This window comes from Glutamicibacter sp. BS14 (assembly GCF_056934375.1).
Genome location: NZ_CM167801.1, coordinates 3,036,070 through 3,061,257 on the forward strand (window position 1 = coordinate 3,036,070; position 25,188 = coordinate 3,061,257).

Genomic DNA, 25,188 nt, shown 5'->3' on the forward strand with positions numbered 1-25,188 from the left:
CACCCACCTTGTAAGGAGGAACCATGACCACCATGATTACCTTGCGCGACATCGATAACAGAGACGATGCCGGTGCACCATTCGAATTCACCGGCACCACCGACCAGGTCATTGCCTACATCGACGGTCCGTTGCGCAACGATATGATCCGGAACCACCACCGGGCGGACAATCTGATCGGCCTTCTTCGTGCCAACGTCCACGGCGCCGCGATCACATGGGCCCGCAGCCTTGGCGTATATCTGAGCGTCACCAGCAACGGTGGCGACTCGATCGACGTCCTCACCCTCGGCGAAGACAGTGATTACTGGGTCGTGACCGGAACCAGTGATGCCAGGGCCGCTGAAGAAGCCGTCCGTGCGTACTGCAGCTACGACACTGGGGTGGACCTGCACGAAATCCTCGGCGACGATCCATTGAAGATCACACGGCACCACGACTTGAAGTGGGCTGTCGGAGGTGTGGAAGCCTCCCAGGAGGAAGACGACTACCTGCTGACCGGAATAACGCAGGGTGAATGCTTCACCGGATTCCTGGTGCAGGCATGAGCACCGTCATCGAAGCCCGGCGCCTCAACGGCACCGACACCGGCAAGACGGTCGAGTTCACGGATTCGAAGGGCACCTTGGAGTCCATTTCGCATAGCACCTACGAAACGTTAGCCGGGAAGAAGCTGAAGTTTGTCGGAGTCGTGCTGGACGGTCAGCACCACATCTTGCAGCCATCGGACAAGATCACCATCACCGGACAAATGAAGAAGCCAGAGGTGCAGTCATGATCGCCCCGAAGTCCTACATCACTGAGGACCTGGTCCAGCAGGTAGCCATCGTCTCCTACGAGCAGACCAGGATCCAGAATGGCGAGCTGCCGATGCCTAGCTGGGCCGGCGCTGGAGCGTTCAACCGGTATCAGCACAAGGTGGACATCGCGGAAGCGCTGAAGTTGATCGTCCCGGTCATGATCGAGCAGGGCTGGAAAGCGCCCGAGCCAAGAGACGAAATCCAAGGAGATCCCCAATGCCTGACCAGCCCCCGCTAAACCCGGACGCGCTCGAAGCTGGCGCGAAAGCGTTGTTCATGCGTGAAAGGAAGTACCACACGCCGAGCATTGAATGCCCAGAACCGCCGAACTGGGAAGACCTCACCGAAACCAGCATGGAACACTACCGGGGCAACGCACGCGCTGTCCTCGCCGTCGCCCAGCCGGAAGTTCGCGGGTACATCATCGTCGACAAGAAAACCAACGCGATTGACTGGGACGGTGAACTCCACACGAGTATCGAATCAGCCATTGAATCCATGACAGGGCCACACCAGAGCATGTGCCGGACAGCTGAAGAAGAGGACGACGCGGCAAACGACGGCAGGACAGCCTGGTGGCGCTTCTACTCGATCCATGCCGTTGCTGACGGACCGGAGGTGAACGATGCCTAGGCATGGCGAACGGGGCCTCACCTCGAAAGGTAAGACCCCGTTCTGTCGCGCAAACTACGCCTTCTTGCGTGTGATCAGTCCCCAGATAACGAGGACGATCAGCGAGCCGCCGATGGCCAGCAACCATGTAGACAGATCCCAGAATTCGTTTACTCCGACTCCGAAGATCGCGGATCCAATCCATCCGCCTACGATAGCGCCAACAACACCAAGCACCAGGGTAGCGAGCCAGCCGCCACCCTGCTCACCGGGCTTGATCGCCTTAGCGATCGCGCCAGCAATAAGGCCTAAAACAATCCAACCAATGAAACCCATAACTTCCTCCTGTTGGGATCGAGTGACTTCGTTCAGCATCAGGACTGAGATGCACAAGGGAAAACAATACAGGTCGGGGCACAGGAATTACTAATCAAAAACATAGGAGATGATTCCCATGGGCGCTAATGACAAGCATGAAGCCACCTACCACGGCGGGGAATTCACGCCGGACACTGCGACCATACGAACGTTCTATACAAGCGACACTGACGGAAACCCTATTCCGGGTCGCGCTGCCCAGTTCAACCGCTGGCTTGAAACCGTCCGCGCCGAAGCAAAAACAGAAGCGCTCAACGAGGTAGCCAACGCTTTTCAGTACAAGGCATGGAACGAACTGATCCAGGGCAGCCTGCAAGACCGGTTGCGCGTAGCCCAGCCAATCACCGCATGGCTCCGTGCCCGCGCTAACCAGTCTCAGGAGGAAAAGTGACTGAACCAGCAACCCCTAAACGCCCCAGGAACGATGGCCCAGTCCCACGTCTCGACCCGCTCCGGGACATGGATGAAATCCATACCAGCCGGCTCAACAACCTCGACCACTTAGGGCTCCACGCCTGCATCAACATCCCGGGAGAACCACGACTCTACGGGCGCATCACCTACATAACCCACCAACTCCACGCCACCGTCGTGGAACTCACCTGGAACGGCGTCCAAATCAAGCACCGAAGCGACCCCGAACAAGTAATAAGAATCGAGGCCCACCAATGATGCTAATCAGAGCGCTCACCGACGACTCGGAAAAAATCTACGTCTGCCGAAACCCGCACTCCCGCCGCTGGATCACCCTCCAACGCGGCAACGCCCTCGCAGACACCAAACACCCCAAAGAAGCGCTCGCCGTAGCCAGGGCGCAAGCCCGGAAGCTGCCGAAGCCTAAGAACATGAACAGGAACGCCAATGTCGTGGTTGAAGCAGTCGGACGTATCGGCGAATCATCCACTGATTTTGCGTGTTCTGGAAGTGAACTGGGTCGATGATCGCCTACTGAACGAGGTCTACGGGTGGGTGAATCGGTGCGCCACGCAATCGGCTGCATTCGATAAGGACTACATCGTAGAGGTCGGCACAGCCAGGATGCTGGCCGGCCTGAGCCGGTACGCCGAGCTGCTGAAGACCACGCTGTATTGCGGGATCTTCGAGGAGAAGGAAATTGAGGAGAACGGCAAGAAGCGTCGGGTCCTCAAGCTCGTGGAAGAGGAAGACCTCTTCCACATGATCCTCAAATCGGATAAGGACCGCGAGAAGAACCGTCGCGCGGATACCTACGACATGGCCAAGAAGGGCGCCATCATCAAGCGCGATGGCGCCGAGTGCCGCTGGTGTGGCCGCATTGTCACCTTTGGCAATGACCGCAAATCGATCAAGGCCCACACCATAGACCACCTTGACCCGACCGATCTGGACACCAGCGACCCCACGCCCATTGACCGGCTCGTGGTTGCCTGCCTGGATTGCAATTCAACGAGAAAGGAAGGTGACTTCTGGGATAAAGAACTCAGACCGGCACCAAGAACCCCGTACTTCACCGCCGCCGCGGCCGCATGGCTGCGTGACAAGGCGGGAATCCTGGTCAAGGTCTCGACTGAACGTGTAGAGCTCCACGCTCCTAAGCCAGCTCCGGCATCGAGCCCAGTGAATGGTCCGGCCTCCACCGAGGTAACGGCAAGCGACGAAGCAACGGATACCACCGGCTCGTCCACCACCACCGGCAAGAATGCGACGGCAGCCAGCAAGGTTGAGCACTCCGAGGCAACGGATAACCCGGCCCGGAAAGAACGCCTGTCCACTTCGGACATGGCCACCGAGCTCCACGACATCGAATACTCGGAAATGATCGCAGCACTTGAACGCGAAGCCGTAGAGACTCCCCGCCAGGGTGAGGCTCCGGCCGGCGACGAAGCAACGGATACCCCCGGCTCGTCCCCCGCCCAGTCACCGATCAACTCCGAATCAAAAAATAATCAGTTGATCATCAAGAAACCTGAGGGTGTCGGATCTGGATCTGTCGGGACGGGTCGGGACGGGTCGGGCCGGGAAGGGTCTGGCAGGGCTGGGTGGCGCGATCACTCACCTGCTGATTCCCCTCCTCCTGCTAAGCCTTCGAACAATACTCAGCCCCGTTCAAGACGTAGAAGACCTCGTAGGAGGAAGAGCTAATGAAGTACAACCAGAAGCTGTTCAAGAACCCTGTCCTCTTGTGGAGTGAATCAGAGTTCCAGTCTCATGTGCAGAGCCTTGCGAAGTCGTTGGGTTACACGCAGCAGTATCACACCCATGATTCTCGGCGTTCGAATCCGGGATTTCCTGATCTGGTGTTGATCCATGGGCGGACGAAGATGTTGATGTTTGCCGAGTTGAAGGCCCAGGCCGGCCGAGTGAGTCCAGCGCAGGAGTCGTGGCTGAATGATCTTCGTTTGGGTGGCCAGGTGGCTGAGGTGTGGCGCCCATCTGATTGGGTGTCTGGCCGGATTCTTCAGGTGTTGCGAGGAGGTGCGACCGTTGCCAGAGCATAAGGATGCTGCGGATTGTGGTTGCTGGGGTTGCCAGTCGATCGCTCGTGAAGGTGCTGGGGTGTGCGTGGTTCATCTAGTAGCCGAGCAGGACAAGGTTCCACCGGCTGCGTCGGCTGATCTGAATCTCTGCCCGACTTGCGATGACCGGATGCGTGCTGATCTTCACCTGGTGGCTGATCGTTGGGATGAAGCTCAGGACGCATTGCATCCGTCGCGAGGTGGTGACAGCGAGCGTCACGCCCAGCGCACTGAAGCACCGTTGCCATTGAACGTCTCGGTATCGGATGCGTTGATGATCGTGCGCGACAACATCTGGTCTGTGGCTCTCAGGCTGATCGATGATCATCCTGGTCTCATGTTGCCGGCTGATCAGACCACGCCGAGCTTGGCCGAGTGGCTGGCCCGGTGGCAGATGGTGAAGATCGCAGGAGCCACCGACAAGAGCTTCACCCGCCAGGCGTATTGGTGGGTTGCCGAGGCAGCTGATCAGATCGCGGCCAAGACGTACGGTGTCGAGACCACGGCCAAGCTCCCGGACCAGTACTGCAAGCGCCCCGGGTGCAAAGGCCAGTTGTTCATTGCCGAGAGGTCCGATGGTGTGAAGACTGTCAGGTGTGCAGCTGATGCCCATCACGCGGTGCAATGGGACACCTGGTCGAAGATGCTGAAGGCGTCTCGGCCACAGCGTCGAGGTGCTCGGCCTCCCCGTCTGGGCCGGGTTTGACGGACTTGACTTAGTGGCGTAAATTTACTGATTGAATGGCCTTACTGGCTCAAGCGATAGCCCCGGATCACAACAGTGGTTCGGGGCTTCGTCGTGAGACGATTACGTCATGAGCAATCTCGACCTAATTGATTCCATCTGTGGTACTTGCGGTAAAGAAGTCAGCCTTACAAAGCTGAGGGTCTCCACCAACTTTCAATATGGACAAGACTTCCCAGTCGATGACTTCGAAGTTTTCATCTGTCCGCGCTGCAACAGCGGATCTGTACTAAATCTGAAACTTCAGTACAAGCAAGGGCGACGGCGGGAGGAAATTGAATTGCTTCAACGTTCAGCCGTGAACAATGCAGACATGTACACACTGTCTCCTGGGCCGCTACCAATGCCCCGACTGAAGAACCTTCCCGATGACATCGAGTCAGCATGGGACGAAGTGCTGAACGCGGGCAGAGCTTCAGCATGGACTGCCGCCGAACTGATGTGCCGAAAGATCCTGATGCATATCGCTGTCGACCAATTCGATATGGATGAAGGACTGAACTTCACAGCGTACGTGAAGAAGCTAGATGAAGAGCGGTTTTTCCCACGCATGATGATGCCGGTCATTGACGGTATCCGTGAACGTGGCAACCGAGCAACTCACGACTTAGCTAGCACGCCGAAAGAGCAAGCTATAAAGACTCTCGACGTGACACATTACGTGTTGCGAACAATTTACGAGATGTCAGCCTAGCCAACCACAGCCCCGGACCAGCCATACGGTTCGGGGCTTCGTCGTACCCGGACGCAGTGAGGTGATCATGGCGCGCATGCGAGTCTGCACCGAGCATGGTTGCCCCGCACTCAGCACGGAGAAGCGATGCCCCGAGCATGCCCGGGCCTATGAGAAGAAGCGCGGCAACAGCTACCAGCGCGGGTACGACGCAGCGCATCAGAAGGAACGGCAGCGAATCATCAAGGCTGGCATCCACAACTTCGCATGCGCTAAGTGCCGCAATCAATTCGAACACGGCGAACCATTCCAGCTCGGCCACACCGATGACCGCAAAGCTTGGACCGGCCCTGAGCACATCAGATGCAACCTTAGAGCAGCTGGTATCGCCTCGCATGCGGTGTTCGAACGACCCTCGTGACCCCTGGGGGTAGCCCCCTTCCCGCCCGGGGTGCCCAGTACCGCCGGGGAGGTCTCTAAATAGTTTGTCAGGTTCAAGGAATTCTGAAAACCCTAGTCAGGTTCAAGTTTCACTGGTCTGTCAGGTTCAAATCTGGTTCTGGATTCAGCATCAAAACCAGTAAGTCTGAATCCACGAAATGCATTGAAAAGAGTGGGCGCGATGCCCCTCTCAACACACCGCGCGACGCGGTATGGAAGCAGGTATCTCATGGGAAGTGGAGGAGCACGCGTGAACTCTGGCCCGGCGCCAGACCCGAACGCACTTCGCCGGATGCGCAAGACCGACTCCTCAGGATGGACCACCCTTCCTGCCGAAGGTCGCAAGGGGAACGCACCAGCATTCCCTTTGGAGAAATGGCGTGACCAGGAAAAGTTCAAACCCGCAGAAGAGCGTGACGAGGCCCTAGCCAAGGCGCTGGACGCACGCGAACTAGCTGTGTGGAGGGAAATCTGGAAGACGCCCCAAGCGGTCGCCTGGGACGGGCTGGGGTGGCGCCACGACGTAGGAATGTACGTCCGAGTCCTGGTTGCAGGCGAACGAGGCAACCTCAAGGCAGCAGGCGAAGCGCGACAATGGTCTGATCGCCTCGGCCTATCTCAAACAGCGTTGCTCCGTAACCGCTGGCGCATCTCCACGGACGAACTCGGCGAGAAGCGCGAAGAAAAGAAGCAGACGAATAACCGCGCTCGCCGTGAGTCTGCCCGTGATCGCATGCATGTAGTGCGCAATGGATCAGGAAAGTAGCGAGTTTGTTGTCGATTTCCCAACGATAGGGTTCCTTGCCGCAGATTGGATCGAGGCGCATTGCCCGATTCCTACCGGTTTCGACCGTGGATTGCCGTTTGTGCACCGTGACTGGCAGTTGTGGTGCACGGTCAACCACTATCGGGTGAAGCAAAAAGCGATGTGGCGTCCGGAACGTCCGATCTTGGCCCCGGCTTTCGAAAACCGCCGTTCCCAGGTCATTGCACCGCAGAAAACTGGCAAAGGCCCTTGGGCTGCCTCGATAACGTTGAACGAGGCTCGCGGTCCGGCACTATTCGGTGGCTGGGCACATGACGGTGAAGCATTCGAATGCTCAACATACGACTGCAGCTGCGGTTTCGTGTACGAGTACGAGGAGGGAGAAGCCAAGGGAATCCCCTGGCCTACTCCCCTGATCCAGCTGTTCGCCACATCGCAGGAACAAGTCGACAACACCTACGGTCCGTTGCAGGGCATGGTCAAGGACGGGCCACTGTCCGAGTTCATACGAACAACCGAGAGCTTCGCCAGAATCGGGGAGGACGGGCTGATCCAAGCGGTCACTTCATCGGCTCTCTCCCGCCTGGGTAACCCGATCACGTTCGGCCTGTTCGACGAGACCGGAACATTCACCGATACGAACAAGCTGAAGAACGTAGCTAAGACAGCTCGCCGTGGCTTGGCCGGCATCGGTGGCCGAGGCATTGAGACCACGAACGCCTACGACCCGTCGCAGGCTTCGACTGCACAGGAAACCTATGAGTCATCCGCGAAAGACGTGTTCCGTTTCTTCCGGCGGCCGCCGGAGCATCTGAAATTCAAGAATGCTCGTGACCGCCGGAAGATCCTCGAGTTCGTTTATCGCGGTTCACCTTGGGTGGATCTGGACGGCATTGAAGCTGAAGCCGTGGAAATGATGGAGAAAGACCCGGAGGAAGCAGAACGCTTCTACGGGAACATTCTTTCCCAGGGCAAGGGCGCGTGGATGCCTGAAGGGCTGTGGAGCCGAACGGAGTCTGTTGCGTGAATATCTGCCTTGCATTCGACGGTTCGGAGAAGCACGACTTCACGGCGATTCGTGCCGAGACTCTGGGCGGCTGGCAATTCACGCCCACCTACGGGCCGGACCGCCGGCCGACCATCTGGGATCCGGCAGAGTTCGGTGGCCGTATTCCACGCGAGGAAGTGCACGCGGCGGTGGAAGAGCTATTCACGGCCCACAAAGTGGAACGCATGTACTGCGATCCACCGTTGTGGAAGACCGAGATAGAAGCCTGGTCCTCGAAATACGGTGATGACCGGGTCATTCAGTGGGAAACCTACCGGCAAGCACCGATGCACTCCGCATTGGAGCGATTCATCGTTGATCTGGAATCCGGCGCACTGCTGCACGACGCGTGCCCCATCACCGCGCTGCACATTTCCAACGCGCGAATGTTCGCCCGAACCAACCAGCGCTACATCATCCTCAAGCCCTCGGCCCACCAGAAGATCGATGCGGCCGTCACCTCAGTGCTCGCGCACGAGGCTGCCTGTGACGCTCGCGCCGCGGGCTGGTCCACCGGGTGGAAGCCGCAAGACGGCATCTCCCGGCAAGCCTACGGATTCAACTAGACCAAGGAGGTGCTCTGTGGCTGATGCAGAGGTAATTGCACGTGAGCGCCTGGACGTTGGCGAATGGGAGCTCAAGCAGCAGGAGCAGGACTGGGATTACCGGGAACGCTACATTGCCGGCGACCAGGACCTGCCGTACGCCCCGGAAGGCGTGAATGCCGAGTACCGGCAGCTGCAGGACATGTCCATTGCCAACTGGATGGAAATTGCGGTCAAAGCACCCACGCAGCGACTGCAAGTCGATGGCATCAAGACCGGACGCAAAGACACCGCTGACGAAACTGTCTGGAATGAAATTTGGCAGCCGAACCGGCTGGATTCCCGCCAGGCAATCCCGTTCCAGGAGATGTACACCCATGGCCGCGGCGTCATGTCGGTTTCTGCGAACCCGAAGAACAAGAAGACCCCGAAGATCCGCCCCGAAAGCGGCCGGCGAGTCTGGCTTGGTGCTGATGCGGAAGATCCGTTCACGCATACTTGGGCGGTCAAGATTTTCAGCGTGCAGGAGCGCCGCGGTTCCTCGCTGATACTTCCATCCTCCGTAAAATACTCGGCGTCAAATAGGATCGCGTTCGTCTACGACGAAAACGAATGGTTCAAGTACGAAGCCGCGGGCGGATCCTCCGCCTGGTCGCTATCAGACTATGGCCGGCACGGACTGGACGCACTTCCTTTCGTCGGATTCGACTACAACCTGAATGCAGACGGCAAACCGAGATCAGCTATACAAACGCTGATCCCGCAGCAGGACGCATTGAACACCATACGGTTTAATACCCTGCTGGCCATGCAGTTCTCGGCCTACCGCCAACGAGTCTTCACCGGCTACGACCCGGTCGTTCGAGACAGCTCAGGCAACCCGATCATCCGCATGGGTGCAGACGGAAAACCAGTGCTAGACGGCAACGGGCTTCCGCTGCCGATGCTCAACAGTCCCGGTCGCCTCGGTGTAGACCGAGCATTGGTATTCCCTGGCTCAGACACCAAGGTATTTGATCTGCCGGAGTCCAACCTGGACAACTACATCAAGGTGCTCTCCGAATTCCTCACCGACTTCTTCGCAATCGGCCAGATCCCTCCCCAGTACATGCTCTCCCGCATGGCCAACCTCTCCGGCGATGCACTTGCAGGAGCGGAATCCACGCTGCAGGCACTGGTGAAGGACCTCAAGCGATCCGCAGGCGAGTCGCTGGAACAAGTCATGCGCCTGGCAAACCGGGCCCGCGGCGAATCCCACGAGGATGCAGGCAGCGAAATAATCTGGGCAGACACCGAGCCTCGTTCCTTCGCGCAAATTGTTGATGCCATCGGCAAGCTCATTGCCGGTGGCATGGCACGCAAGGACGCATGGCTGATGCTTCCAGGCGCAACGCCGCCAGCTGTCAAACAGTGGGTGTCGAACTCCGACGCAGAGCGCCAAATGCAGGACCTGATGATCAATGACCTGGAACAGAAACTGATCCAACCATGATCACCTATTCCGCGGCCGCGACCGAGCACGACCGCCAAATGCGGCTACTCGCACTCAAAGCACTGCGCGTAACCCGCAACGCCTGGCGGAACATCTCCCTCGTGGACCTCGACCGATCATGGGCAGAAACAGCACCGGAACTCACCGGAAGCGTCCAAGCACTCATGACCGCCGCCGCCACCGAAGGAGCCGCCTTCGGGGCCATGGCGCTCGCCGAGCAGGGCGCGTACGTGTTTCCTCAAGGGTTCGTGAATCCACGGGCGTTCGCTTTGTCTGCGCCTGATGGACGGCCTTTGGAGTCGTTGCTGTATTCGCCGGTGACGAAGACGAAGAGCTTGATTGGTGCTGGCATGGTGCCTCAGCAGGCTTTGGCTATGGGCGGTAAGGATCTGGACAGGATCACTCGGACGGTCTTGTCTGACACAGGCCGTGGGGCTGCTTCTGTGGACCGCGCGTCTCGTGCAGGTGTCGGTTATATCAGGATGCTCAACCCGCCGTCGTGCAGCCGTTGCGCGGTGCTTGCTGGGCGGTTCTATCGGTGGAATGCCGGGTTCCTCCGGCATCCTCGCTGTGACTGCCGCGGGATTCCCGCGCAGGAGTCCCATTCCGACGATTTGCGAGTTGATCCGTACGAATACTTCAACTCGCTGTCGCCGGAGGAACAGGATAAGCACTTCACCACGGCGGGCGCGCAGGCGATTCGTGACGGTTCGGATTTGTTCCAGGTGGTCAACTCCCGCCGAGGCATGTCCTATGCGGGAATTTCTCAGGACGGTACGAGACGCGGCCAGTCCCTTCTTTCGTTGAATACGGATGAAGGCACGACCAAGCGCGGTGATTTTGGTTCCTCCGAGCGGCTCAGGGCCGATTCTGAGGGCTTCGAGCCAGTGGCTCGGAGCAAGTACCAACGAACAGTGCAGAAGCGCCTGACACCGGAAGGGATCTACGCGCAGAACCTTCCGCGAGAACAGACGCTTGAACAGCTTCGCCGGTTCGGATATATCCAGCCCGGCGGTCAGAACCCCAACGGTGTCATCGCGAACCCTTCTAGGCCTGTCTCCACGATGAGCGAGGCCCAGAAGCGTGTGCAGCGAGCCACCTTGGCATGGGATGCGGTGCAGGAAGGCCGTAACCCGTTTGGTAAAGGACCTCTCACCCCGCAGATACGTGCGCAGGCTGAGACGAACTATCGCCGGTGGATCGGTTCCGCTGGCGAGATTTTCACACGGTAAACCTTCTTCTCGGTGCGACGCCGGGAGGACTAACCCTGCGATAGGGGAAAAGAAATGCCTGAATCTACGACTGCACCTGCATTGATGCACGGGTTCATTGACCCATTTGCACCTGGTGGGCTTGAGCAGCTGCTTGCGTTCAACCGTGCCAAGTTCGGTGACGCGGTCATGTCCGCGAACGCTGGTGATCCTGCTGGCGGGGCACCTGCTGGAGGAGGTGATCCGGCCGGCGGCGGTGCTGGCACTGATCCAAGCGGCACTCCCGCGGGAGGTGGCGAGCCGCCGGCAGGAAACGAACCACTGGGCGCCCCAGGTATCAAGGCTTTGGAAGCGGAACGGGAAACCGTGAAGCAGCTCAAGGCCCAGCTGGCCGAACGCGAATCGAAGATCAAGGGTTTCGAGGACGCTGGGAAGACCGACGAGCAAAAGCGCGAGCAGGAGCTTGAAGATCTTCGCAACGGCAAGAGCACCACCGAATCGGAGCTGGCTAAGACCCAACTGGCGGTCCTGCAGTACCAAGTTGCCGCTGCTAAGGGCTTGGATCTGGAAGCGGCCGAGCGCTTGCGCGGCAGTTCCAAGGAAGAACTTGAAGCGGACGCTGATGCATGGATCGCGAAGTGGGGAAAGGCCTCGGGCAACGGTGTTGTCCCGGGCGCTGGCCACATCGGTTCCGGAACGGAAGAAGTAGCTCCCGGCATGGCACGCATGCGCCTGGGCTACTCGCAGTCACCCAAAAAGTAAGACACTTCGGCCGATGGGCCGCGGTGACACGCAACTCTGAAAGGAGAAGCCACCATGGCTCTCACTCTGCCCGAGGCAGCTAAGCTGTCGACCACCCACCTGCAGCGAGGCGTCATCGAGACCTTCGTTCAGGAATCCTCCATCCTGGACCGCATTCCCTTCATGAACATTGAAGGCAACGCCTACGCGTACAACGCTGAAGGCACCCTGCCAGGCGTTGAGTTCCGTGCCGTGAACGGCGCGTACTCGGAGTCCACCGGTACCGTGAACCAGTCGACCGAGTCGCTGGTCATCCTCGGCGGCGACGCTGACGTAGACCGCTTCATCCAGAAGACCCGCAGCGACCTGAACGACCAGCGTGCGGTGCAGACCGCGATGAAGGTCAAGGCCGCTTCGTACAAGTTCCAGAACTCGTTCTTCAACGGCGACGTGGCGACCGAGCCTCTGGGCTTCGACGGCCTGAAGAAGCGTCTCATCGGAGCGCAGGTGCTGGACGCTGACGTTGATGGCGCTCCGGTGCTTGGTACCAACGGCGACGCAGCGCACGACTTCTTCGACATGCTCGACGCGCTGATTGCCCAGGTGCCGGGTTTGAACGGTTCCAACGGCGCCATCTACGCCAACGCGCAGATCTCCGGAAAGATCCGTTCGGCCGGCCGCCGCATCGGTGGCACCGAGATTGTCCGTGAGGACCTGACCGGCAAGCGCGTACTGCAGTACAACGGCATCGCGATCCTGGATCCATCGGACGACGCAGCAGGAAACCTGATCCTGCCGCAGTCCGAGACCATGGGCGCTTCCCTCGACACCTCCTCCATCTACGCCGTGAAGTTCGGCCAGGACGAAGGCGACCGAGGCGTAACCGGCCTAACCAACGGCGGCGTGCAGGTCGATGACCTGGGCGAGCTGCAGGAAAAGCCTTCCTACCGTACCCGCATCGAGTTCTACACCGGGCTGGCACTGTTCGGCGGCAAGGCCGCTGCACGCCTGCGCGGCATCAAGAACGCTTAAGGAGCGACAAACATGGCAACTCAGCCTAAGAAGGAACCGACCGAAGCCGAACTGTACGCAGCCGAGGAAAAGGCCCGCGTAGAGGCTATCGAAGACCAGAAGGCCAAGGACGAGGATGAAGCGGCCAAAGCCAAGTCCGAGCCGAAGCCGGGAGCCAAGGCTCCCGATGCCAAGACGGCGTCGAAGCCCGCAGCTAATCGTCGCGCCCCGGCAAAGGCCAAGCCAAAGGAACGCGTCGAAGTGTACGAGCAGCGTGGGCCGAAGGGCTTGTTCAAGGTCACCCGCAACATCGACACCGGCGCGACCACCGCCGAACTGATCGAGGACTAGCAAACTCCGCAGAAGAAAGGGGCCGTCATGCCCGTTAGCGTAACTCCTGAGGACATCGCTGGTGTATGGCGGCCTCTTTCCGAAGCGGAATCTGTCATTGTTCCAGGCCTGTCCAACCAGGCATGGATCAGGTTGCTCGTGCCACGCCCGGAACTGGAACAGCACTTGGCTGACGGCACAGTCTCCTTGGAGTCGGTGGCATCGGCCATGATCTCGATGATCATTCGAGTGCTGAAGAATCCGGACTCGGTACGCCAGCTCGCAAAGTCCTATGACGATTGGTCCCGTTCGCAGACGTTCGATAATTCGGTATCGACTGGCGAGCTGTATGTCAACGAACACGAACTGGCTCTGGTGACACCAAAGCCAGCGATACTCCCGGCCGGCGCCTACAGCGTCTCGCTCTGGGGGTAGGCAATGGATCTGTTCGACTCCCAGATGATCGCCGAGGGACGGCGAGACGCGCTTTTCGCGATGACCTCCGAGTGCATCGTGAAGCGTCCAAACGGAACAACCTACGACCCCGCGCTGGGGCACGAGGTGGCCACTTACGACACCATCTACACCGGCCGATGCGCTCTGAAAGTGGAGACCGCACAGCCAACCGATCTCCTGCTGGCAGGCGCTAACTTCCAGATCACCAACATGCTGGCCAAGTTGCCCATTCTCTCCGGAGCTGAAAAGGGCGACCTGGTAGAAATCACTTCTTCCCGATTTGATCTGCCACGTCCGGGCACTAAGGCCGAACTGGTCGAACTTGCTGACGGTACCCACCGCACAGCGGAACGATGGAGGGCGGTGTCCTCGTGAGCCTCGATGACTCGGAACTGCGCATGCTTTCCCAAGACCTTGGACTTGTTCCAGACGGACTAGTCCCTAAGGTACGAGGGGTCGTCAAGAAAGGCGCTCTCAACGTCAAGACCGCGATGCAGCAGGACCTTCGAACGTCTAACTACTTCAAAGTCGCAGCACGTTCTGTCGACTTCGAAGAAGTCAGCTCCGGCGCATTCGGGCAAACCAATATCGCCGCAGAGATCGGGCCCAACAAATCCCGGCACGCAGCTGCCGGACTCGCCGGCATCGCATACTTCGGCGGCGCCAACGGCGGTGGCGGCACAGTCCGCGACCCAGCCGAAGCGCTCGCCGATGAAGCTCCGAACTTCGAGAAGTACCTGCTGGATGTCTTGGAGGGGCTGATATGAGTCTTGAAGTGTTCCGCGGCATCGAGGCGATGTTCCCTGCTGGCACGCGGGTGCATATCCACGAAGCGAAGTTGTCCAGTCCTCCGAAGCTCTCCGACTTCCCGTACGTGGTGCTGAACGGAGGGTGGGGCGAGGAAACCTCGGGTGAACGCGGCGACCGTTCCAGCGACGACATTCCGGACCAGACGGCGTTCACGTTGCGTTGCACGGTCGTGGCCTTGTCGCTGGAGGGGCTGAACGCGTTGGCCCGCACTTCACGCACGTCCTTGAACCGTCAGCGTCCGGTGGTAGCCGGCTGGCGGTTCTCTCGTCTTCGCCAAGTCGAAGTACTCACGGCTGAACCGGATAACCGGGTCTCCGTGGAAACCACTAACCCCGTGTATCTCGTGGACGAATACCCGTTCATGGGCTCTCGGGTCTGACCGAAAGGACACAACACCATGGCTAAGCCTGGCTTTGTGGAAGCCCGACCCAAAGGGGGCGGGGGCATCCGGCTAGTTCCGGAGCACTACCTGACCAATCCGGCACTCGGCTTCGTCGAAGTGCCATCCATCCGCGACACCGGCGCCAAGGAGAAAGTCAAGCCGGCAAGCAATGCTGAGGGGGATGCCAAGTGAAGTTTTCTTCTGACGGCAAGAAGAAGTGGGCTCTTTCGCTCACTAAGCCTGCAAGCCCGATCCCGACCGCAACCGAGCTGAATGCCATGATCGATCCCTCTTGCATGATCTTGGATTCTGACGTGACGTGGTCGCCTACCGCATCGGATCGTTTCAACGAGAAGACCTCGTGCCAGAAGGGCAACTCCCAGGCATTGGGCGCTTCGAACTACGAGACCGCGCTGACCTTCATCCGCGAATGGCTGACCACCGGCACCGGTGCAGACATTGAAGGTCTGGACGCTGCTTACCAGGCAGTGAAGGTCAAGGACACCACCGTGTGGATCTATCTGCGCGAGACCGATAAGGACTCCACAGAGCCGTGGGCTGCGGGAGATGAAATCTTCCTCGGTGGCGAAGTGAAGACCGATTCGCCAACCCGCCCGGGCAACGATGGCAACATCAAGCGCCGTGTGGAGTTCCTGCCACAAAACATGGTCAGCGAAGTACTGGTACCGGCCGGCGCTTAGCCCGACCAGTTCCTCAATCTAGCCCGGTGACGCGGATGGGCTCCGGCGTCACCGGGCTTTCCCATACCCATAAGAGCCCGCACACCTGAAATGGAGCCCACCATGACTGAACTGAACCCTGCTGAATTCGACTTCGAAGCGTGGATGGATGACGCACGACTTCCCGAGGATTCGGAGACCGTGTTCAAGCGCGGCGACCTCGTTGCGAAGATCAACCACCTAGCCCGCCAGATCCGCGTGGAGTCCGAAGCGATCGGCGGCGAGACTGTCAGCGGAGGATCTCCGCTGATGAGGAGACTAAGGAAGGAACGCGAAGAGCTGATGAAGAACTTCGCCCGGTCCGAGGTCACGTTCTATCTGCGCGCACTCCCCCAGTCCAAGATCAAGGAACTGGTCGATCAGCACCCGCTCTCCGATGACGCATCCCGTGAAGACCAGATGGCGCAGCGCGTTGCATTGAACCGTGCGCTGCTGGCTGAGTCCATCGTCGCGTTCGAGTCCCCGACCTTGGAGAAGCGCGACATCAAAATGACGATCCCGCTGATCACCACCCTGGAAGCGAAACTCGGAGCGGCCCAGCTCTCCAAGCTCCTTACCAAGCGTCAGCAGGTGCAGTCCGAAGCGCCAGCCCCGGACGCAGATTTTTTGCCCGATGCCTCTGGTACCAGCCAAGACTCCGGCCAGTAGTCAACGTCCTGCGCACAGCCCGAGCCGTCCAGAAGCCGCCCATGCACTGGTTCACCAGCCAGCGCGGCGACTGGACGGACAAGGACTACCTCCTGTCCTTGGTCCTCACCATCTACGAGGACGGCCTGTGCTCCTGTGGCCAGCCCACCGAGCTGGCCCACCACCCGGACAACGACGGCTGGTACACGGCACACAAGAAAGTCTGCCAGTCCTGCGCAGCCCGTGAGCGCTCCACCCAGGGAATCGGCAAAGAGCAGTACAAGCCCGACCCCGGCGAACGGGTCTACACCAGCTACGACAGGCCAGCGGATAAGCCAATCCGCGACCTGCCGGGATAACCCGAAGGAGGGCACATGGCCGAACGCCGAGTAGTCGCCAGGCTTGAAGCCGTGGTGTCGAACTTCATCAACGGGTTCAAGGACGCGAAGAAGTCCACCGAAGAACTGACCCAGTCCACCCAGAACGCCAACAAGGCGATCCAGGAGAACTCGCGCTTCTCCGAAGAAGCGGCGAAGAAGATCAAGCTCGTTGCCGACGCTGACCAGAAGGCAGCCAAGGCCGCAGGCCTGCTCTACAACGCCAACGGCCAGCTGGTGAACGCCAACGGGAAGATCGTTTCTTCTTCCCAGGCCGCGGCACACGGTGTCGATGCGTTCTCCGATGCCGTGTACCTGGCCAACGTCGAAGCGCAGGATGCGGCTGCAGCCACCAAAGCGGCCGTGGACAAGCAGGCCGAGGCCTACCAGACCCTCGCACCTGCCGTCACGATCGCCGGTGGCGCGCTCACCCTCGCCTTCGGCAAGATGCTCACCACCTACGCCGACTTCGACAAGTCCATGTCCGAGGTCCAGGCAGCCACGCACGAGACCGCCGGCAACATGAACCTGCTCCGCGAAGCAGCCGTGGGTGCAGGCGCAGACACCGCCTTCAGCGCCTCCGAGGCTGCCGGCGGCATCAAGGAACTGGCCAAGGCAGGCGTGGATACCCAGGCCATCATCAACGGCGGGCTGACCGGTGCACTGTCGCTGGCCGCAACCGACAACATCGAAGTGGCCAAAGCCGCCGAAATCGCCGCCTCAGCGATGACCCAGTTCAACCTCGCAGGCGAAGAAGTCCCCCACGTCGCCGACCTGCTCGCAGCAGGCGCCGGCAAAGCCCAGGGCGGCGTCGAAGACCTCGGCATGGCCCTGAACCAATCCGGACTCGTAGCCAACTCCGTGGGCCTCACCATTGAGGAAACCACCGGAGCGCTCACCGCCTTCGCCTCAGCCGGCCTCACCGGCTCCGACTCGGGCACCAGCTTCAAAACCATGCTGCAGTCACTGACACCGAACTCCAAGCAGGCCGCAGACCTCATGGACGAACTCGGCATCAGCGCCTACGACGCCCAAGGCACCTTCGTAGGCATGTCCGAATACGCAGGCATCCTCCAAATCGCGCTCAAGGACATGTCCGACGAACAACGCAACGCCACCCTGAAAACGATCTTCGGATCCGACGCAGTCCGCGCAGCCAACATCCTCTACGAACAAGGCGCCGAAGGCATCCAGAACTGGGAAGACGCAGTCAACGACGCAGGCTACGCCGCAGAAACCGCAGCCGCCATGCAAAACAACCTCGCAGGCGACCTCGAAAAACTCGGCGGATCCCTCGACACCGTCTTCCTCCAATCCGGCTCGGCAGCCAACGACGCACTCCGAGGCCTCGTCCAAACAGCCGAAGGCTTCGTCGACATCATCGGCAACCTCCCCCAACCAGTACTCGCAGCAGGCGGCATCCTCACCGGAATCGCCGGCGGCGCAGCGCTCGCCGGTGGCGCACTGATCACGTTCATCCCTCGGATCCGCGACACCCGTGCAGCACTGCGGGATCTGGCTCCCGACGGCACGCGTGCAGGCCGGGCGCTCGATGGCGTATCCAGAGGGATGCGCGGCGCGGCGCGGGCTGCAGGCGCGGCCGGAACCATCATGGCCGCAGGTGTCGGCATCGCGAAGCTCGCGGAGCTCTCCTACACCGGCGACCTGATTGAAGGCACCGGACACGTCGCAGACAGCATCCAACGCATCGTCAACGAAGCGCCAGGTGCAGGCGTAGCACTGGACAGCGTATTCAAGAACCGCAACGGCGAAGGCATCACCGGCGAAATTGACGGCATCAACTCGGCCATCGACTACCTATTCGCCGACGACCCCGGCCAGAAATTCAACCGCTGGGGCCAAGACGTCGTCAACTCGCTGACCGGCATCCGTGGCGGCAAGCAAATCGCCGAAGAAACCTTCGGAGGAATCGACGCAGAGCTGGCCAGCCTCGTCTCATCGGGCAACGCCGAAGACGCAGCCGAAGTATTCGGCCAAGTCCAGGACCGCTTGAAAGATGCCGGCGTCTCCGCGGAGCAAGCAGCCTATCTCTTCCCTTCATACTCGGATGCACTCAACCGGGCCTCAGCCGAGACCCAGGGAGCCGCAGACGGCAGCGCGGAACTCACCGGCGCACTAGAAGAAGTCGGAGTCTCAGCCGAAGGTGTAGTCGATGACATGGAAGCATTCCTCGACATCCTCTTCCAAGCAGGAGTCATCACCCGCGACGAACGCGCAGCCTTCCGCGAATACCAGGCAGCGATCGACGAAATCGGCGCCTCCATCGAAACCAACGGCAAGTCACTGGACGCGCACACCGAGAAAGGACGCGCCAACCAAGCCGCCCTCGATGCCCTCGCCGAAAGCGGCGAAGGATACGTCAGAGCGCTCGCCGCCGGCGGCGCCACCGAGGAAGAACTGCAGGCGGCAATGTCTTCGACTTATGAGTCGTTGATCGTAGCTGCCGGCCAGTTCGGAATCACTGGCGACAAGGCCGACGCGATGGCGCGCGAGATCATGGGCATCCCCGAGGACGTCAAGGTCGAGTCTTGGATGTCCGAGGCGGCGAAGAAGACCGCTGAGGAAACCAAGGCCGCGGTTGATGCAGTGGATGGGAAGACGGCCAACGTCTGGATCACCACGCATGAGAAATCCATCTACTCGGAGACGCATGTTTCCACCGGTCGTGGAGGCGGTGGTGGCCAGACGAAGGCTACCGGCGGTGCGATCTTCGGCCCTGGATCCGGAACTTCGGATGATGTGCCGATCATGGCTTCCAACGGCGAGCACATGCTCACCGCCAAGGAAGTCCAGCTCATGGGTGGGCACGACAGCGTCTACAAGTTCCGTGCAGCGCTGAATGCTGGGTCCATCCCTGGTCACGCGACGGGCGGCGAGATCGGAGGCGTATCGGTGGGTATTCCTACGGCTTCGGTTATGCAGTCCACTGCGACCCCGGTCATCTCATCCGGATCCAGCCTGCCGCCGATCACCGTCCAAATCACGGGGGCGACCGATGCTAACCGTGTTGCTCGTGAAGTAACTGACGCGATCAGCCACAAGCTGGCGAAGGTGGGGATGCGCATTGGATAACGAGCTAGTGACACTCGACGGTTATCCGCTGACCGGGATCACACGCGACGGGGTGTGGAAGCGTCTGGGATCGATCGAGGGGTGGTGGGACAGCCCGCCACCCCGCCGGCAGCGTGCCGACCGAACGAACGGCGACGGCAGCTTCCGCACTCCGATCGAGTACGGCAATCGTCTGATCACCTACGAAGGCCGGATCATATCGAAGAACCACGACTACCTGCACCAGACGGCAGGGATTCTCACCGCGTTAGGGCACCGCGGCAATACTAAGTTCTTGGTGCAAGGCCACGGGCCGACGCAATGGGCAATGGTCGATCCTCGCGATTCTGTGAAGACTAGCTTCGAGACCGACACGTATCTAAACTTCCAGATCCCGTTGGAGGCGATCGACCCGTTCAAGTATGGCGAGTCGTATGCGGTTCCGGGAAACACCGTTGATGCGGCTTCTTTGTTTCATCGTGGGACGGTTCCTGCATGGCCTGTGGTGACGGTTTCAGCGTCTTCGTCCAGCGGGTACACCCTCACGCTGAATGGCAGGCAGGTTGTGGTTACGCGTGCAATTGCTTCATCTAGCCCGCATGAGATTGATTTCAGGACGGGCATCCTCCGGGTCGGGGGTTCGGTTGTCCGCGGCGGGCTAAGCACAGCGAACTTTGCGCCCGTCAACCCTGGTATGGCTCAGAACATGTCGATCAGCACCGGCACCGGATCTTACGGGTCGATCACCGTCCGCTATTCCGACACTTACATCTAGGAGGGATCATGAGTATTTCTGTTGCTTGGCTCCGGTCTATCGAATACCACAAGATTGAGTTGGAGTCCTTCCAGGGCTATGTGGTAGCGGATTGGGGCGGCTGGATCCCTGGGGCTCGCTCGAAAACTCACTTAGGTGCCTACGTTGCGGCGATTCGTGCTCGTCTTGATGGGCGGATCTAATGGCGGGTTACCGTGTATGGAGTGTTTCTTCGAAGACGTGGGCTGACCGGGTTGAACTGAAAGTTCAGTCCACGTCGTGGGAGCGGACGTTCAACCATAGTGCTGGCGGTTCAACGTCGTTGGTCTTGTCCGATCCTGACGTGGCAGCGGTCGCAGGGCTCAACGATTCCTATCCTGGGCAGCGTGCCATCGTCGTGGACTACGACAACGTTGTCGTTTACGCGGGAATCATCTGGGAAGCGCACTACAAACGCAACACTCAGATGCTCACGATCGACCATGAGGATATCTGGTCGCTCTGGGATGCGCGCCTCATCAGTGAGATTCGTGACGAGAACATCGTGAACTGGGAGAAAACGTACTCCGGGCTCGAATACGACACCATCGTGAAGCGGATCATCCAGCTAGCCGTAGTCGGGTCCGGCCGTGGTGTGCCGATGGTTTACGAGGACGACTACACAGGTGGCCGTTCCCGGACCTATAACGGGTACAACATGGACACCGCGCTAAGCGCCATGGAAGAAATCATGGACCTCTCCGATGGGCCTGATATTGATTTCCGGCCCGAATGGGACGGCGCCGGTGGCATCCGCTTCACCCTGCGCACCGGCGACCTCTCGCTGAACACTATCGAGGTGAACTTCTCGGCCCCGGAGACCCCGGCGCAAGAGTTGTGGATCAAGACCAGTGCCCGCGACGTGGCAACCCAGATGTTCGCGGTCGGTGAAGGATCCGGCAAGAAGACCGCGAAGAGCCCTGGAATGCTGGTGCGCGAGTCGCAATCGGCAAACATCGCAGACTACCCGGCACTAGAGCGGGTGGAGCAGTTCAAGAACATCAAGAAGGGGTCCGAACTCTACGACCAAGCGGCGTCCGCGCTAGTCGCGACAAACAGTGCTGTTCGGCAGGCAGGTTTCGAACTGAAGCTTGACTCGCCCATCCTCGGGAATCTGTGGGAACTGCGACCGGGCACGATCGTCCGCTGGTACATCAGCGGTGACCCGTACTTCACGGACGGTTGGCGTGAATGGCGAGTGCTCAAGTACTCCGGAGATATTGACAGTGACTTCGTGACGATCGAGTTCCAGCCCAAGGGAGGTTAGCAGTGAGAGTCGTTGACCTCACCGGCGAGGACGTTACCCGGCAGCGGCGTAAGGAACGGAACTACGGCACCAAGACCGACCTTTCGTCCACAACGGTTGAACGCGGTAACACGCATTGGGCCGAGGGGTCAAACGTCAATATTGACGGGTTCCTCGGTGTTGCTGGAACAGCCACAGTCTCTGGTGTCTTGTCAGTAACAGGTACGTTGAACGCGTCGGGTTCGATCAACCTATCGGGCTCAACCGGCATCACCGGCCCACTGAACGTCACTGGTACGACGACTATCGGCGGCAACACGAACATCACTGGTGAACTGAACGTGACCGGTCCGACCACCCTGGACGGCGTGTTGGATATTGGTGGAGACACCACGATTACTGGCTTGCTCGCCGTTGACGGCCCCACGACGATCTCAGGAACGCTAGACATTGAAGGCGCGACGACTGTTGCAGCGGATCTGGAGCTGATTGCTGGGGGCCGGCTGATTGCTGGTCAAACCACGATTGAGCCAACTGGGAAAGCAACGTTCGGGGACGTGGTCATTGACCCGAACAGCATCTACATGATTCAGGCTCCGGGCGGAAACATGGTTTCAGGTGCCGCTGATCAGATTTCATTGTCGTCTTCTTCCTCATCGTCGGTATCTCTGGACTCCACCCGAGCCGAACTGGACTACAAGGGCGCAGCAAAAACCACCTTGGACGGGTCGAAAGCTCAGCTCAGCTTCGGGACAACTCTGGTCAAAGCCCGCGCCGGAGCGATCGATCTGGACGCTGCCAAAACGTGGCTAACCGGTCAGATGGAAGTTGCCGGGATTGCCCGCTTCCAAGGCGTGGGGTTCTACGCTCCGAATCTCCCGTCAACGTCGAACCCACCGAACCTTCACATCACTTCGGGCGGTCAGGTGTACCGCTCAACATGGACCCCGTAAGGAGCCATAGCATGCCTCAGCATGACGATACGGAATCAGAACTTCTTGAGTGGATCGAAGAGCTACAGCAAGAAGTAGCCGCACTTCGGTTAGAGAAAAGGTCGCTTCGACAGCAGGTGCTGGTCGCTGAATCAGTAATTCCGAAGTACCAGGAAGCTCTTGACGCGTCGCAGTTCGAGCTGTGGAAAACGCAGGCACTACTCAATATCTCAAACCAACCCACCGCATAGCACGGTGGGTTTTCTCATACCCAAAGGGGGACGACATGGCGATAGTGAGCGGTGACGTACTTGACCTAGGCGGGCAATCCATGGCGGCCTATAACGCCGTGGTGATATTCAACCTAAACCGTCCGAACATCATGGCCAACGGTGGAGGCATACGACCGGACAAGCCAAAAAAGGTGACTCCAACTTCGGACGGGAAATTCTCCACGAACCTTGAACCAACAGTGTCGATGCTCGCTGACGCCTGGTACAACGTACGCGTCGAATGGCTGGACGACAAGGGCAACTTGATTGCCTATCTGGAATTTCAGATCAGGGTCCCCTCCGGCGGCGGCACGCTGTCGGAATTGGCGAATCTGAACGGCATCGGCGGGGGCGGGGCTAACCCCTGGATCTGGTGGGTCGGACTCACTCCGCCACCTGCACGCGGCTACATCTGGAATTACCTTGATCCAGCCGACCCAGACCGGGAAACCGGACCAATTTCCTCGCTCACTCTGGGCGACATTATTACGAGATGGTGGTGACCAGACTTGGCATACATTGTTGTTGGAAACAACAGGGGTCCGCGAGGGATTCAGGGAATCCAGGGGCGGCCCGGTGACATCAGCTTCCGACCAACCTCGGACCTGCCTACGTTGAACGTTGCCGAATGGCTCGGCACCTCTCTAGTAGGAATCTACCGGTTCATCACTTCGGATGCTGCCCAAGCAGTGATCAATCGTCCGTTGGGTGCTGACGGGCCTGCGTTCGCGCAGATCGAACCAATGGCCAGTGGCGGTTCGAAGGTCACGTGGACTGAATACCAGGCTCCACGGCGCACCTTCGAGAAGATCATTTCCACTAGCTCCAGCAACCGCACTGACTGGAAGCGTATCGACAAGGTCACTCGCACTGTCCTGCACCAGCTGTCCATGCCTGGCTCTCCGGCCACCCAGGACACGGAGCCGACCCGTCACGTGCGATTGCCGATCAAGGTGTTCTCCACGATTGACTCGTGGGAACTGGCCTTCAAGAACTTCAACGACCGCAACTCCGCGAACTACGGAGCCTTGGATTTCGTTGACGTGTTCATTGCGAAGCGCGCTTCGGACGGCAACGGAGGGTACACGCAGAATTTCGCGGAAACCCCGACGAAGCTTGGCACTCCTGTGCGATACAGTGCCGGTGCTACGTCTGAGCGGTACTTGATCACGGATATTCATTTCCAGTTGGAAGCCAACGTTGAGTATCTGCTCTCGTACGCGTACACGACCCCGGGCGGAACACCGAACCATATGGGTATTGGCGGTTCGTATTTGGGAACAAACCCGGCTGGTGTGCAGTCGATGAGCGTTTCCAACCAGTGGTCGCAGTACACCCCGCTGGATGTGTATTTGAAGCTGGAAGCCTCCACCGACGTTCCTTTCTACGTCTATCCAGGGTCGTCTTCCGAAACCGGGTTGAACACCGACTACCCTTTGCGTGACGTGTGGGGATGGCGGCACGCAGAAGCACATGGGGCGATCCCCGCGTTGATCGGGCAGTCCGGCACCACGCTGGATTCGTGGGTGGGAGCGAACAACTACATCCGTGGCAAGTTCTCCACCATCGCCCGCGCTGACAAGGTTATTGGAAACCCTGGCTCGAATGACGTTTATGGCGGAAACTCGCTGAGCGTTATGAAGTCACGGTTCGAGGCGTTCGCTGTGTGGGTGCGCAAGTACCTTGGCGATGCTTTTGAATCCGCTGACGTGTTCCCGCGTAGATCCGAAACGGCAGCTATCAAGGCGGTGCGTGAAGAGTTCAACGCCTGGCTGAAAACGCTGCCGGCGAATACCCTCGTCAGCCATGACCGTGTCTCGGTGGTATCTGATGCGAATGGCTTGATGCGCGTTGATTTCGACTCGGGCGATGGCACCCACCTGAATACCTACGGTCAGCATATGCTCGGCGCTTCCATCCTCGTTGCGAGCGGCGGGGGCGCACCGGGCCCGGCTGGTCCTGCTGGTCCGGGAGTACCTGCCGGCGGTGCAGCTGGTCAGGTGCTTCGCAAGGATTCGACAGGGAATGGCACTGTTTGGGACACCATCACGGGCGCCCTTGTTGGATTGGGCAACGTGGACAACACCACCGATGCGAACAAACCCGTATCAGGCCCGCAAGCGACAGCTATCGCTTTGAAGCAAAACAAACTCGTCAAAGACCCGGAAGGGTTCTACCTCATAGGAGGATAAA

Annotated in this window: 35 protein-coding genes; 34 read left to right on the top strand and 1 reads right to left on the bottom strand. The window is 59.5% G+C overall.

Going from position 1 to position 25,188, the window contains the following annotated elements; translation table 11 throughout:
• The first annotated feature begins 23 nt into the window (after nt 1–23).
• From AC1Z36_RS14310 to AC1Z36_RS14325, 4 genes are read left to right on the top strand one after another with little or no spacing between them, the layout of a single operon-like run.
• Complete coding sequence (locus AC1Z36_RS14310; RefSeq protein WP_483561382.1) at nt 24–548, top strand: hypothetical protein; 525 nt, start codon at nt 24–26, stop codon at nt 546–548.
• Entirely contained in the window at nt 545–778 is a 234-nt protein-coding gene (locus AC1Z36_RS14315) for a hypothetical protein (protein ID WP_483561383.1), read from the top strand. The genes AC1Z36_RS14310 and AC1Z36_RS14315 overlap by 4 nt, the downstream gene beginning before the upstream one ends.
• Nucleotides 775–1,038, top strand: a complete 264-nt coding sequence (locus AC1Z36_RS14320) for a hypothetical protein (RefSeq protein ID WP_483561384.1) — start codon at nt 775–777, stop codon at nt 1,036–1,038. The genes AC1Z36_RS14315 and AC1Z36_RS14320 overlap by 4 nt, the downstream gene beginning before the upstream one ends.
• Nucleotides 1,017–1,433 (top strand): hypothetical protein, encoded by a 417-nt coding sequence (locus tag AC1Z36_RS14325; RefSeq protein WP_483561385.1) that lies wholly within the window; start codon nt 1,017–1,019, stop codon nt 1,431–1,433. Before AC1Z36_RS14320 ends, AC1Z36_RS14325 begins: the two co-directional genes overlap by 22 nt.
• Before the next feature lie 54 nt (nt 1,434–1,487).
• On the opposite strand, the gene AC1Z36_RS14330 is transcribed toward AC1Z36_RS14325, so the two are convergent.
• Nucleotides 1,488–1,748 carry a GlsB/YeaQ/YmgE family stress response membrane protein gene (locus tag AC1Z36_RS14330; RefSeq protein ID WP_105661338.1) on the bottom strand — a complete coding sequence of 87 codons (261 nt, stop codon included), beginning with the start codon at nt 1,746–1,748 and terminating at the stop codon, nt 1,488–1,490.
• A gap of 118 nt (nt 1,749–1,866) precedes the next feature.
• Here AC1Z36_RS14330 and AC1Z36_RS14335 point away from each other — a divergent pair, with 118 nt between their 5' ends.
• The 30 genes from AC1Z36_RS14335 (at nt 1,867) to AC1Z36_RS14480 (ending at nt 25,187) form a co-directional block, all read left to right on the top strand.
• Nucleotides 1,867–2,181: a hypothetical protein gene (locus tag AC1Z36_RS14335; protein WP_483561386.1), complete on the top strand. Its 315-nt coding sequence runs from the start codon at nt 1,867–1,869 to the stop codon at nt 2,179–2,181.
• Nucleotides 2,182–2,651: 470 nt separating this feature from the next.
• Complete coding sequence (locus AC1Z36_RS14340) at nt 2,652–3,911, top strand: HNH endonuclease (RefSeq protein WP_483561387.1); 1,260 nt, start codon at nt 2,652–2,654, stop codon at nt 3,909–3,911.
• Nucleotides 3,911–4,267, top strand: a complete 357-nt coding sequence (locus AC1Z36_RS14345) for a VRR-NUC domain-containing protein (RefSeq protein ID WP_434690823.1) — start codon at nt 3,911–3,913, stop codon at nt 4,265–4,267. The genes AC1Z36_RS14340 and AC1Z36_RS14345 overlap by 1 nt, the downstream gene beginning before the upstream one ends.
• A gap of 64 nt (nt 4,268–4,331) precedes the next feature.
• Nucleotides 4,332–4,991, top strand: coding sequence for a hypothetical protein (locus AC1Z36_RS14350; RefSeq protein ID WP_483561388.1), 660 nt, complete (start codon nt 4,332–4,334; stop codon nt 4,989–4,991).
• A gap of 109 nt (nt 4,992–5,100) precedes the next feature.
• Entirely contained in the window at nt 5,101–5,724 is a 624-nt protein-coding gene (locus AC1Z36_RS14355; RefSeq protein ID WP_483561389.1) for a DUF4145 domain-containing protein, read from the top strand.
• Nucleotides 5,725–5,791: 67 nt separating this feature from the next.
• Nucleotides 5,792–6,124: a hypothetical protein gene (locus tag AC1Z36_RS14360; RefSeq protein WP_434690830.1), complete on the top strand. Its 333-nt coding sequence runs from the start codon at nt 5,792–5,794 to the stop codon at nt 6,122–6,124.
• A gap of 270 nt (nt 6,125–6,394) precedes the next feature.
• Nucleotides 6,395–6,910: a hypothetical protein gene (locus tag AC1Z36_RS14365; protein ID WP_483561390.1), complete on the top strand. Its 516-nt coding sequence runs from the start codon at nt 6,395–6,397 to the stop codon at nt 6,908–6,910.
• Nucleotides 6,894–7,937: a terminase gene (locus AC1Z36_RS14370; protein ID WP_483561391.1), complete on the top strand. Its 1,044-nt coding sequence runs from the start codon at nt 6,894–6,896 to the stop codon at nt 7,935–7,937. The genes AC1Z36_RS14365 and AC1Z36_RS14370 overlap by 17 nt, the downstream gene beginning before the upstream one ends.
• Nucleotides 7,934–8,524, top strand: a complete 591-nt coding sequence (locus AC1Z36_RS14375) for a terminase (RefSeq protein ID WP_483561392.1) — start codon at nt 7,934–7,936, stop codon at nt 8,522–8,524. The genes AC1Z36_RS14370 and AC1Z36_RS14375 overlap by 4 nt, the downstream gene beginning before the upstream one ends.
• 16 nt (nt 8,525–8,540) lie before the next feature.
• A complete protein-coding gene (locus AC1Z36_RS14380; RefSeq protein WP_483561393.1) occupies nt 8,541–9,995 on the top strand; it encodes a phage portal protein in 1,455 nt (484 codons plus the stop codon).
• Nucleotides 9,992–11,227, top strand: coding sequence for a hypothetical protein (locus AC1Z36_RS14385; protein ID WP_483561394.1), 1,236 nt, complete (start codon nt 9,992–9,994; stop codon nt 11,225–11,227). The genes AC1Z36_RS14380 and AC1Z36_RS14385 overlap by 4 nt, the downstream gene beginning before the upstream one ends.
• A 54-nt stretch (nt 11,228–11,281) precedes the next feature.
• Nucleotides 11,282–11,968, top strand: coding sequence for a hypothetical protein (locus AC1Z36_RS14390; RefSeq protein WP_434690845.1), 687 nt, complete (start codon nt 11,282–11,284; stop codon nt 11,966–11,968).
• 54 nt (nt 11,969–12,022) lie between these two features.
• Entirely contained in the window at nt 12,023–12,979 is a 957-nt protein-coding gene (locus AC1Z36_RS14395; protein WP_434690848.1) for a major capsid protein, read from the top strand.
• 12 nt (nt 12,980–12,991) lie between these two features.
• On the top strand, nt 12,992–13,309 hold the full coding sequence (locus AC1Z36_RS14400) for a hypothetical protein (RefSeq protein WP_483561395.1): 318 nt from the start codon (nt 12,992–12,994) through the stop codon (nt 13,307–13,309).
• A gap of 27 nt (nt 13,310–13,336) precedes the next feature.
• The gene (locus tag AC1Z36_RS14405; protein ID WP_483561396.1) at nt 13,337–13,723 is read left to right on the top strand and encodes a hypothetical protein; all 387 of its coding nucleotides are present in this window, start codon (nt 13,337–13,339) and stop codon (nt 13,721–13,723) included.
• Between the two features lie 3 nt (nt 13,724–13,726).
• Nucleotides 13,727–14,119 carry a DUF6093 family protein gene (locus AC1Z36_RS14410; RefSeq protein WP_483561397.1) on the top strand — a complete coding sequence of 131 codons (393 nt, stop codon included), beginning with the start codon at nt 13,727–13,729 and terminating at the stop codon, nt 14,117–14,119.
• The gene (locus tag AC1Z36_RS14415; protein ID WP_483561398.1) at nt 14,116–14,511 is read left to right on the top strand and encodes a hypothetical protein; all 396 of its coding nucleotides are present in this window, start codon (nt 14,116–14,118) and stop codon (nt 14,509–14,511) included. Before AC1Z36_RS14410 ends, AC1Z36_RS14415 begins: the two co-directional genes overlap by 4 nt.
• Nucleotides 14,508–14,933, top strand: coding sequence for a hypothetical protein (locus AC1Z36_RS14420; RefSeq protein ID WP_483561399.1), 426 nt, complete (start codon nt 14,508–14,510; stop codon nt 14,931–14,933). Before AC1Z36_RS14415 ends, AC1Z36_RS14420 begins: the two co-directional genes overlap by 4 nt.
• An 18-nt stretch (nt 14,934–14,951) precedes the next feature.
• The gene (locus AC1Z36_RS14425; protein ID WP_483561400.1) at nt 14,952–15,128 is read left to right on the top strand and encodes a hypothetical protein; all 177 of its coding nucleotides are present in this window, start codon (nt 14,952–14,954) and stop codon (nt 15,126–15,128) included.
• Entirely contained in the window at nt 15,125–15,637 is a 513-nt protein-coding gene (locus tag AC1Z36_RS14430; protein WP_483561401.1) for a phage tail tube protein, read from the top strand. The genes AC1Z36_RS14425 and AC1Z36_RS14430 overlap by 4 nt, the downstream gene beginning before the upstream one ends.
• 102 nt (nt 15,638–15,739) lie before the next feature.
• The gene (locus tag AC1Z36_RS14435) at nt 15,740–16,324 is read left to right on the top strand and encodes a hypothetical protein (protein WP_483561402.1); all 585 of its coding nucleotides are present in this window, start codon (nt 15,740–15,742) and stop codon (nt 16,322–16,324) included.
• 41 nt (nt 16,325–16,365) lie between these two features.
• A complete protein-coding gene (locus tag AC1Z36_RS14440) occupies nt 16,366–16,662 on the top strand; it encodes a hypothetical protein (RefSeq protein WP_402471085.1) in 297 nt (98 codons plus the stop codon).
• Between the two features lie 15 nt (nt 16,663–16,677).
• On the top strand, nt 16,678–19,773 hold the full coding sequence (locus AC1Z36_RS14445; RefSeq protein ID WP_483561403.1) for a phage tail tape measure protein: 3,096 nt from the start codon (nt 16,678–16,680) through the stop codon (nt 19,771–19,773).
• Nucleotides 19,766–20,527 carry a hypothetical protein gene (locus tag AC1Z36_RS14450; protein WP_402735797.1) on the top strand — a complete coding sequence of 254 codons (762 nt, stop codon included), beginning with the start codon at nt 19,766–19,768 and terminating at the stop codon, nt 20,525–20,527. Before AC1Z36_RS14445 ends, AC1Z36_RS14450 begins: the two co-directional genes overlap by 8 nt.
• 8 nt (nt 20,528–20,535) lie before the next feature.
• Entirely contained in the window at nt 20,536–20,709 is a 174-nt protein-coding gene (locus tag AC1Z36_RS14455) for a hypothetical protein (RefSeq protein ID WP_402735798.1), read from the top strand.
• 125 nt (nt 20,710–20,834) lie between these two features.
• The gene (locus tag AC1Z36_RS14460; protein WP_402735799.1) at nt 20,835–21,812 is read left to right on the top strand and encodes a hypothetical protein; all 978 of its coding nucleotides are present in this window, start codon (nt 20,835–20,837) and stop codon (nt 21,810–21,812) included.
• Between the two features lie 2 nt (nt 21,813–21,814).
• Nucleotides 21,815–22,744, top strand: a complete 930-nt coding sequence (locus AC1Z36_RS14465) for a hypothetical protein (RefSeq protein ID WP_483561404.1) — start codon at nt 21,815–21,817, stop codon at nt 22,742–22,744.
• A gap of 11 nt (nt 22,745–22,755) precedes the next feature.
• Entirely contained in the window at nt 22,756–22,974 is a 219-nt protein-coding gene (locus AC1Z36_RS14470) for a hypothetical protein (protein WP_402735801.1), read from the top strand.
• 35 nt (nt 22,975–23,009) lie between these two features.
• Complete coding sequence (locus AC1Z36_RS14475) at nt 23,010–23,498, top strand: hypothetical protein (protein WP_402735802.1); 489 nt, start codon at nt 23,010–23,012, stop codon at nt 23,496–23,498.
• A gap of 111 nt (nt 23,499–23,609) precedes the next feature.
• The gene (locus tag AC1Z36_RS14480) at nt 23,610–25,187 is read left to right on the top strand and encodes an SGNH/GDSL hydrolase family protein (protein ID WP_402735803.1); all 1,578 of its coding nucleotides are present in this window, start codon (nt 23,610–23,612) and stop codon (nt 25,185–25,187) included.
• Nucleotide 25,188: the final 1 nt, after the last annotated feature.

What these genes read in the sequence shown, in the direction of transcription:
- AC1Z36_RS14370 (WP_483561391.1), top strand. Translation starts at nt 6,894, where the DNA reads ATGGATCAGGAAAGTAGCGAGTTTGTTGTCGATTTCCCAACGATAGGG.
- AC1Z36_RS14440 (WP_402471085.1), top strand. Translation starts at nt 16,366, where the DNA reads ATGCACTGGTTCACCAGCCAGCGCGGCGACTGGACGGACAAGGACTAC.
- AC1Z36_RS14360 (WP_434690830.1), top strand. Translation starts at nt 5,792, where the DNA reads ATGGCGCGCATGCGAGTCTGCACCGAGCATGGTTGCCCCGCACTCAGC.
- AC1Z36_RS14345 (WP_434690823.1), top strand. Translation starts at nt 3,911, where the DNA reads ATGAAGTACAACCAGAAGCTGTTCAAGAACCCTGTCCTCTTGTGGAGT.
- AC1Z36_RS14435 (WP_483561402.1), top strand. Translation starts at nt 15,740, where the DNA reads ATGACTGAACTGAACCCTGCTGAATTCGACTTCGAAGCGTGGATGGAT.
- AC1Z36_RS14395 (WP_434690848.1), top strand. Translation starts at nt 12,023, where the DNA reads ATGGCTCTCACTCTGCCCGAGGCAGCTAAGCTGTCGACCACCCACCTG.
- AC1Z36_RS14420 (WP_483561399.1), top strand. Translation starts at nt 14,508, where the DNA reads ATGAGTCTTGAAGTGTTCCGCGGCATCGAGGCGATGTTCCCTGCTGGC.
- AC1Z36_RS14400 (WP_483561395.1), top strand. Translation starts at nt 12,992, where the DNA reads ATGGCAACTCAGCCTAAGAAGGAACCGACCGAAGCCGAACTGTACGCA.
- AC1Z36_RS14325 (WP_483561385.1), top strand. Translation starts at nt 1,017, where the DNA reads ATGCCTGACCAGCCCCCGCTAAACCCGGACGCGCTCGAAGCTGGCGCG.
- AC1Z36_RS14390 (WP_434690845.1), top strand. Translation starts at nt 11,282, where the DNA reads ATGCCTGAATCTACGACTGCACCTGCATTGATGCACGGGTTCATTGAC.
- AC1Z36_RS14425 (WP_483561400.1), top strand. Translation starts at nt 14,952, where the DNA reads ATGGCTAAGCCTGGCTTTGTGGAAGCCCGACCCAAAGGGGGCGGGGGC.
- AC1Z36_RS14340 (WP_483561387.1), top strand. Translation starts at nt 2,652, where the DNA reads ATGTCGTGGTTGAAGCAGTCGGACGTATCGGCGAATCATCCACTGATT.
- AC1Z36_RS14445 (WP_483561403.1), top strand. Translation starts at nt 16,678, where the DNA reads ATGGCCGAACGCCGAGTAGTCGCCAGGCTTGAAGCCGTGGTGTCGAAC.
- AC1Z36_RS14385 (WP_483561394.1), top strand. Translation starts at nt 9,992, where the DNA reads ATGATCACCTATTCCGCGGCCGCGACCGAGCACGACCGCCAAATGCGG.
- AC1Z36_RS14315 (WP_483561383.1), top strand. Translation starts at nt 545, where the DNA reads ATGAGCACCGTCATCGAAGCCCGGCGCCTCAACGGCACCGACACCGGC.
- AC1Z36_RS14410 (WP_483561397.1), top strand. Translation starts at nt 13,727, where the DNA reads ATGGATCTGTTCGACTCCCAGATGATCGCCGAGGGACGGCGAGACGCG.
- AC1Z36_RS14455 (WP_402735798.1), top strand. Translation starts at nt 20,536, where the DNA reads ATGAGTATTTCTGTTGCTTGGCTCCGGTCTATCGAATACCACAAGATT.
- AC1Z36_RS14405 (WP_483561396.1), top strand. Translation starts at nt 13,337, where the DNA reads ATGCCCGTTAGCGTAACTCCTGAGGACATCGCTGGTGTATGGCGGCCT.
- AC1Z36_RS14330 (WP_105661338.1), bottom strand. Translation starts at nt 1,748, where the DNA reads ATGGGTTTCATTGGTTGGATTGTTTTAGGCCTTATTGCTGGCGCGATC.
- AC1Z36_RS14475 (WP_402735802.1), top strand. Translation starts at nt 23,010, where the DNA reads ATGGCGATAGTGAGCGGTGACGTACTTGACCTAGGCGGGCAATCCATG.
- AC1Z36_RS14310 (WP_483561382.1), top strand. Translation starts at nt 24, where the DNA reads ATGACCACCATGATTACCTTGCGCGACATCGATAACAGAGACGATGCC.
- AC1Z36_RS14355 (WP_483561389.1), top strand. Translation starts at nt 5,101, where the DNA reads ATGAGCAATCTCGACCTAATTGATTCCATCTGTGGTACTTGCGGTAAA.
- AC1Z36_RS14320 (WP_483561384.1), top strand. Translation starts at nt 775, where the DNA reads ATGATCGCCCCGAAGTCCTACATCACTGAGGACCTGGTCCAGCAGGTA.
- AC1Z36_RS14335 (WP_483561386.1), top strand. Translation starts at nt 1,867, where the DNA reads ATGGGCGCTAATGACAAGCATGAAGCCACCTACCACGGCGGGGAATTC.
- AC1Z36_RS14470 (WP_402735801.1), top strand. Translation starts at nt 22,756, where the DNA reads ATGCCTCAGCATGACGATACGGAATCAGAACTTCTTGAGTGGATCGAA.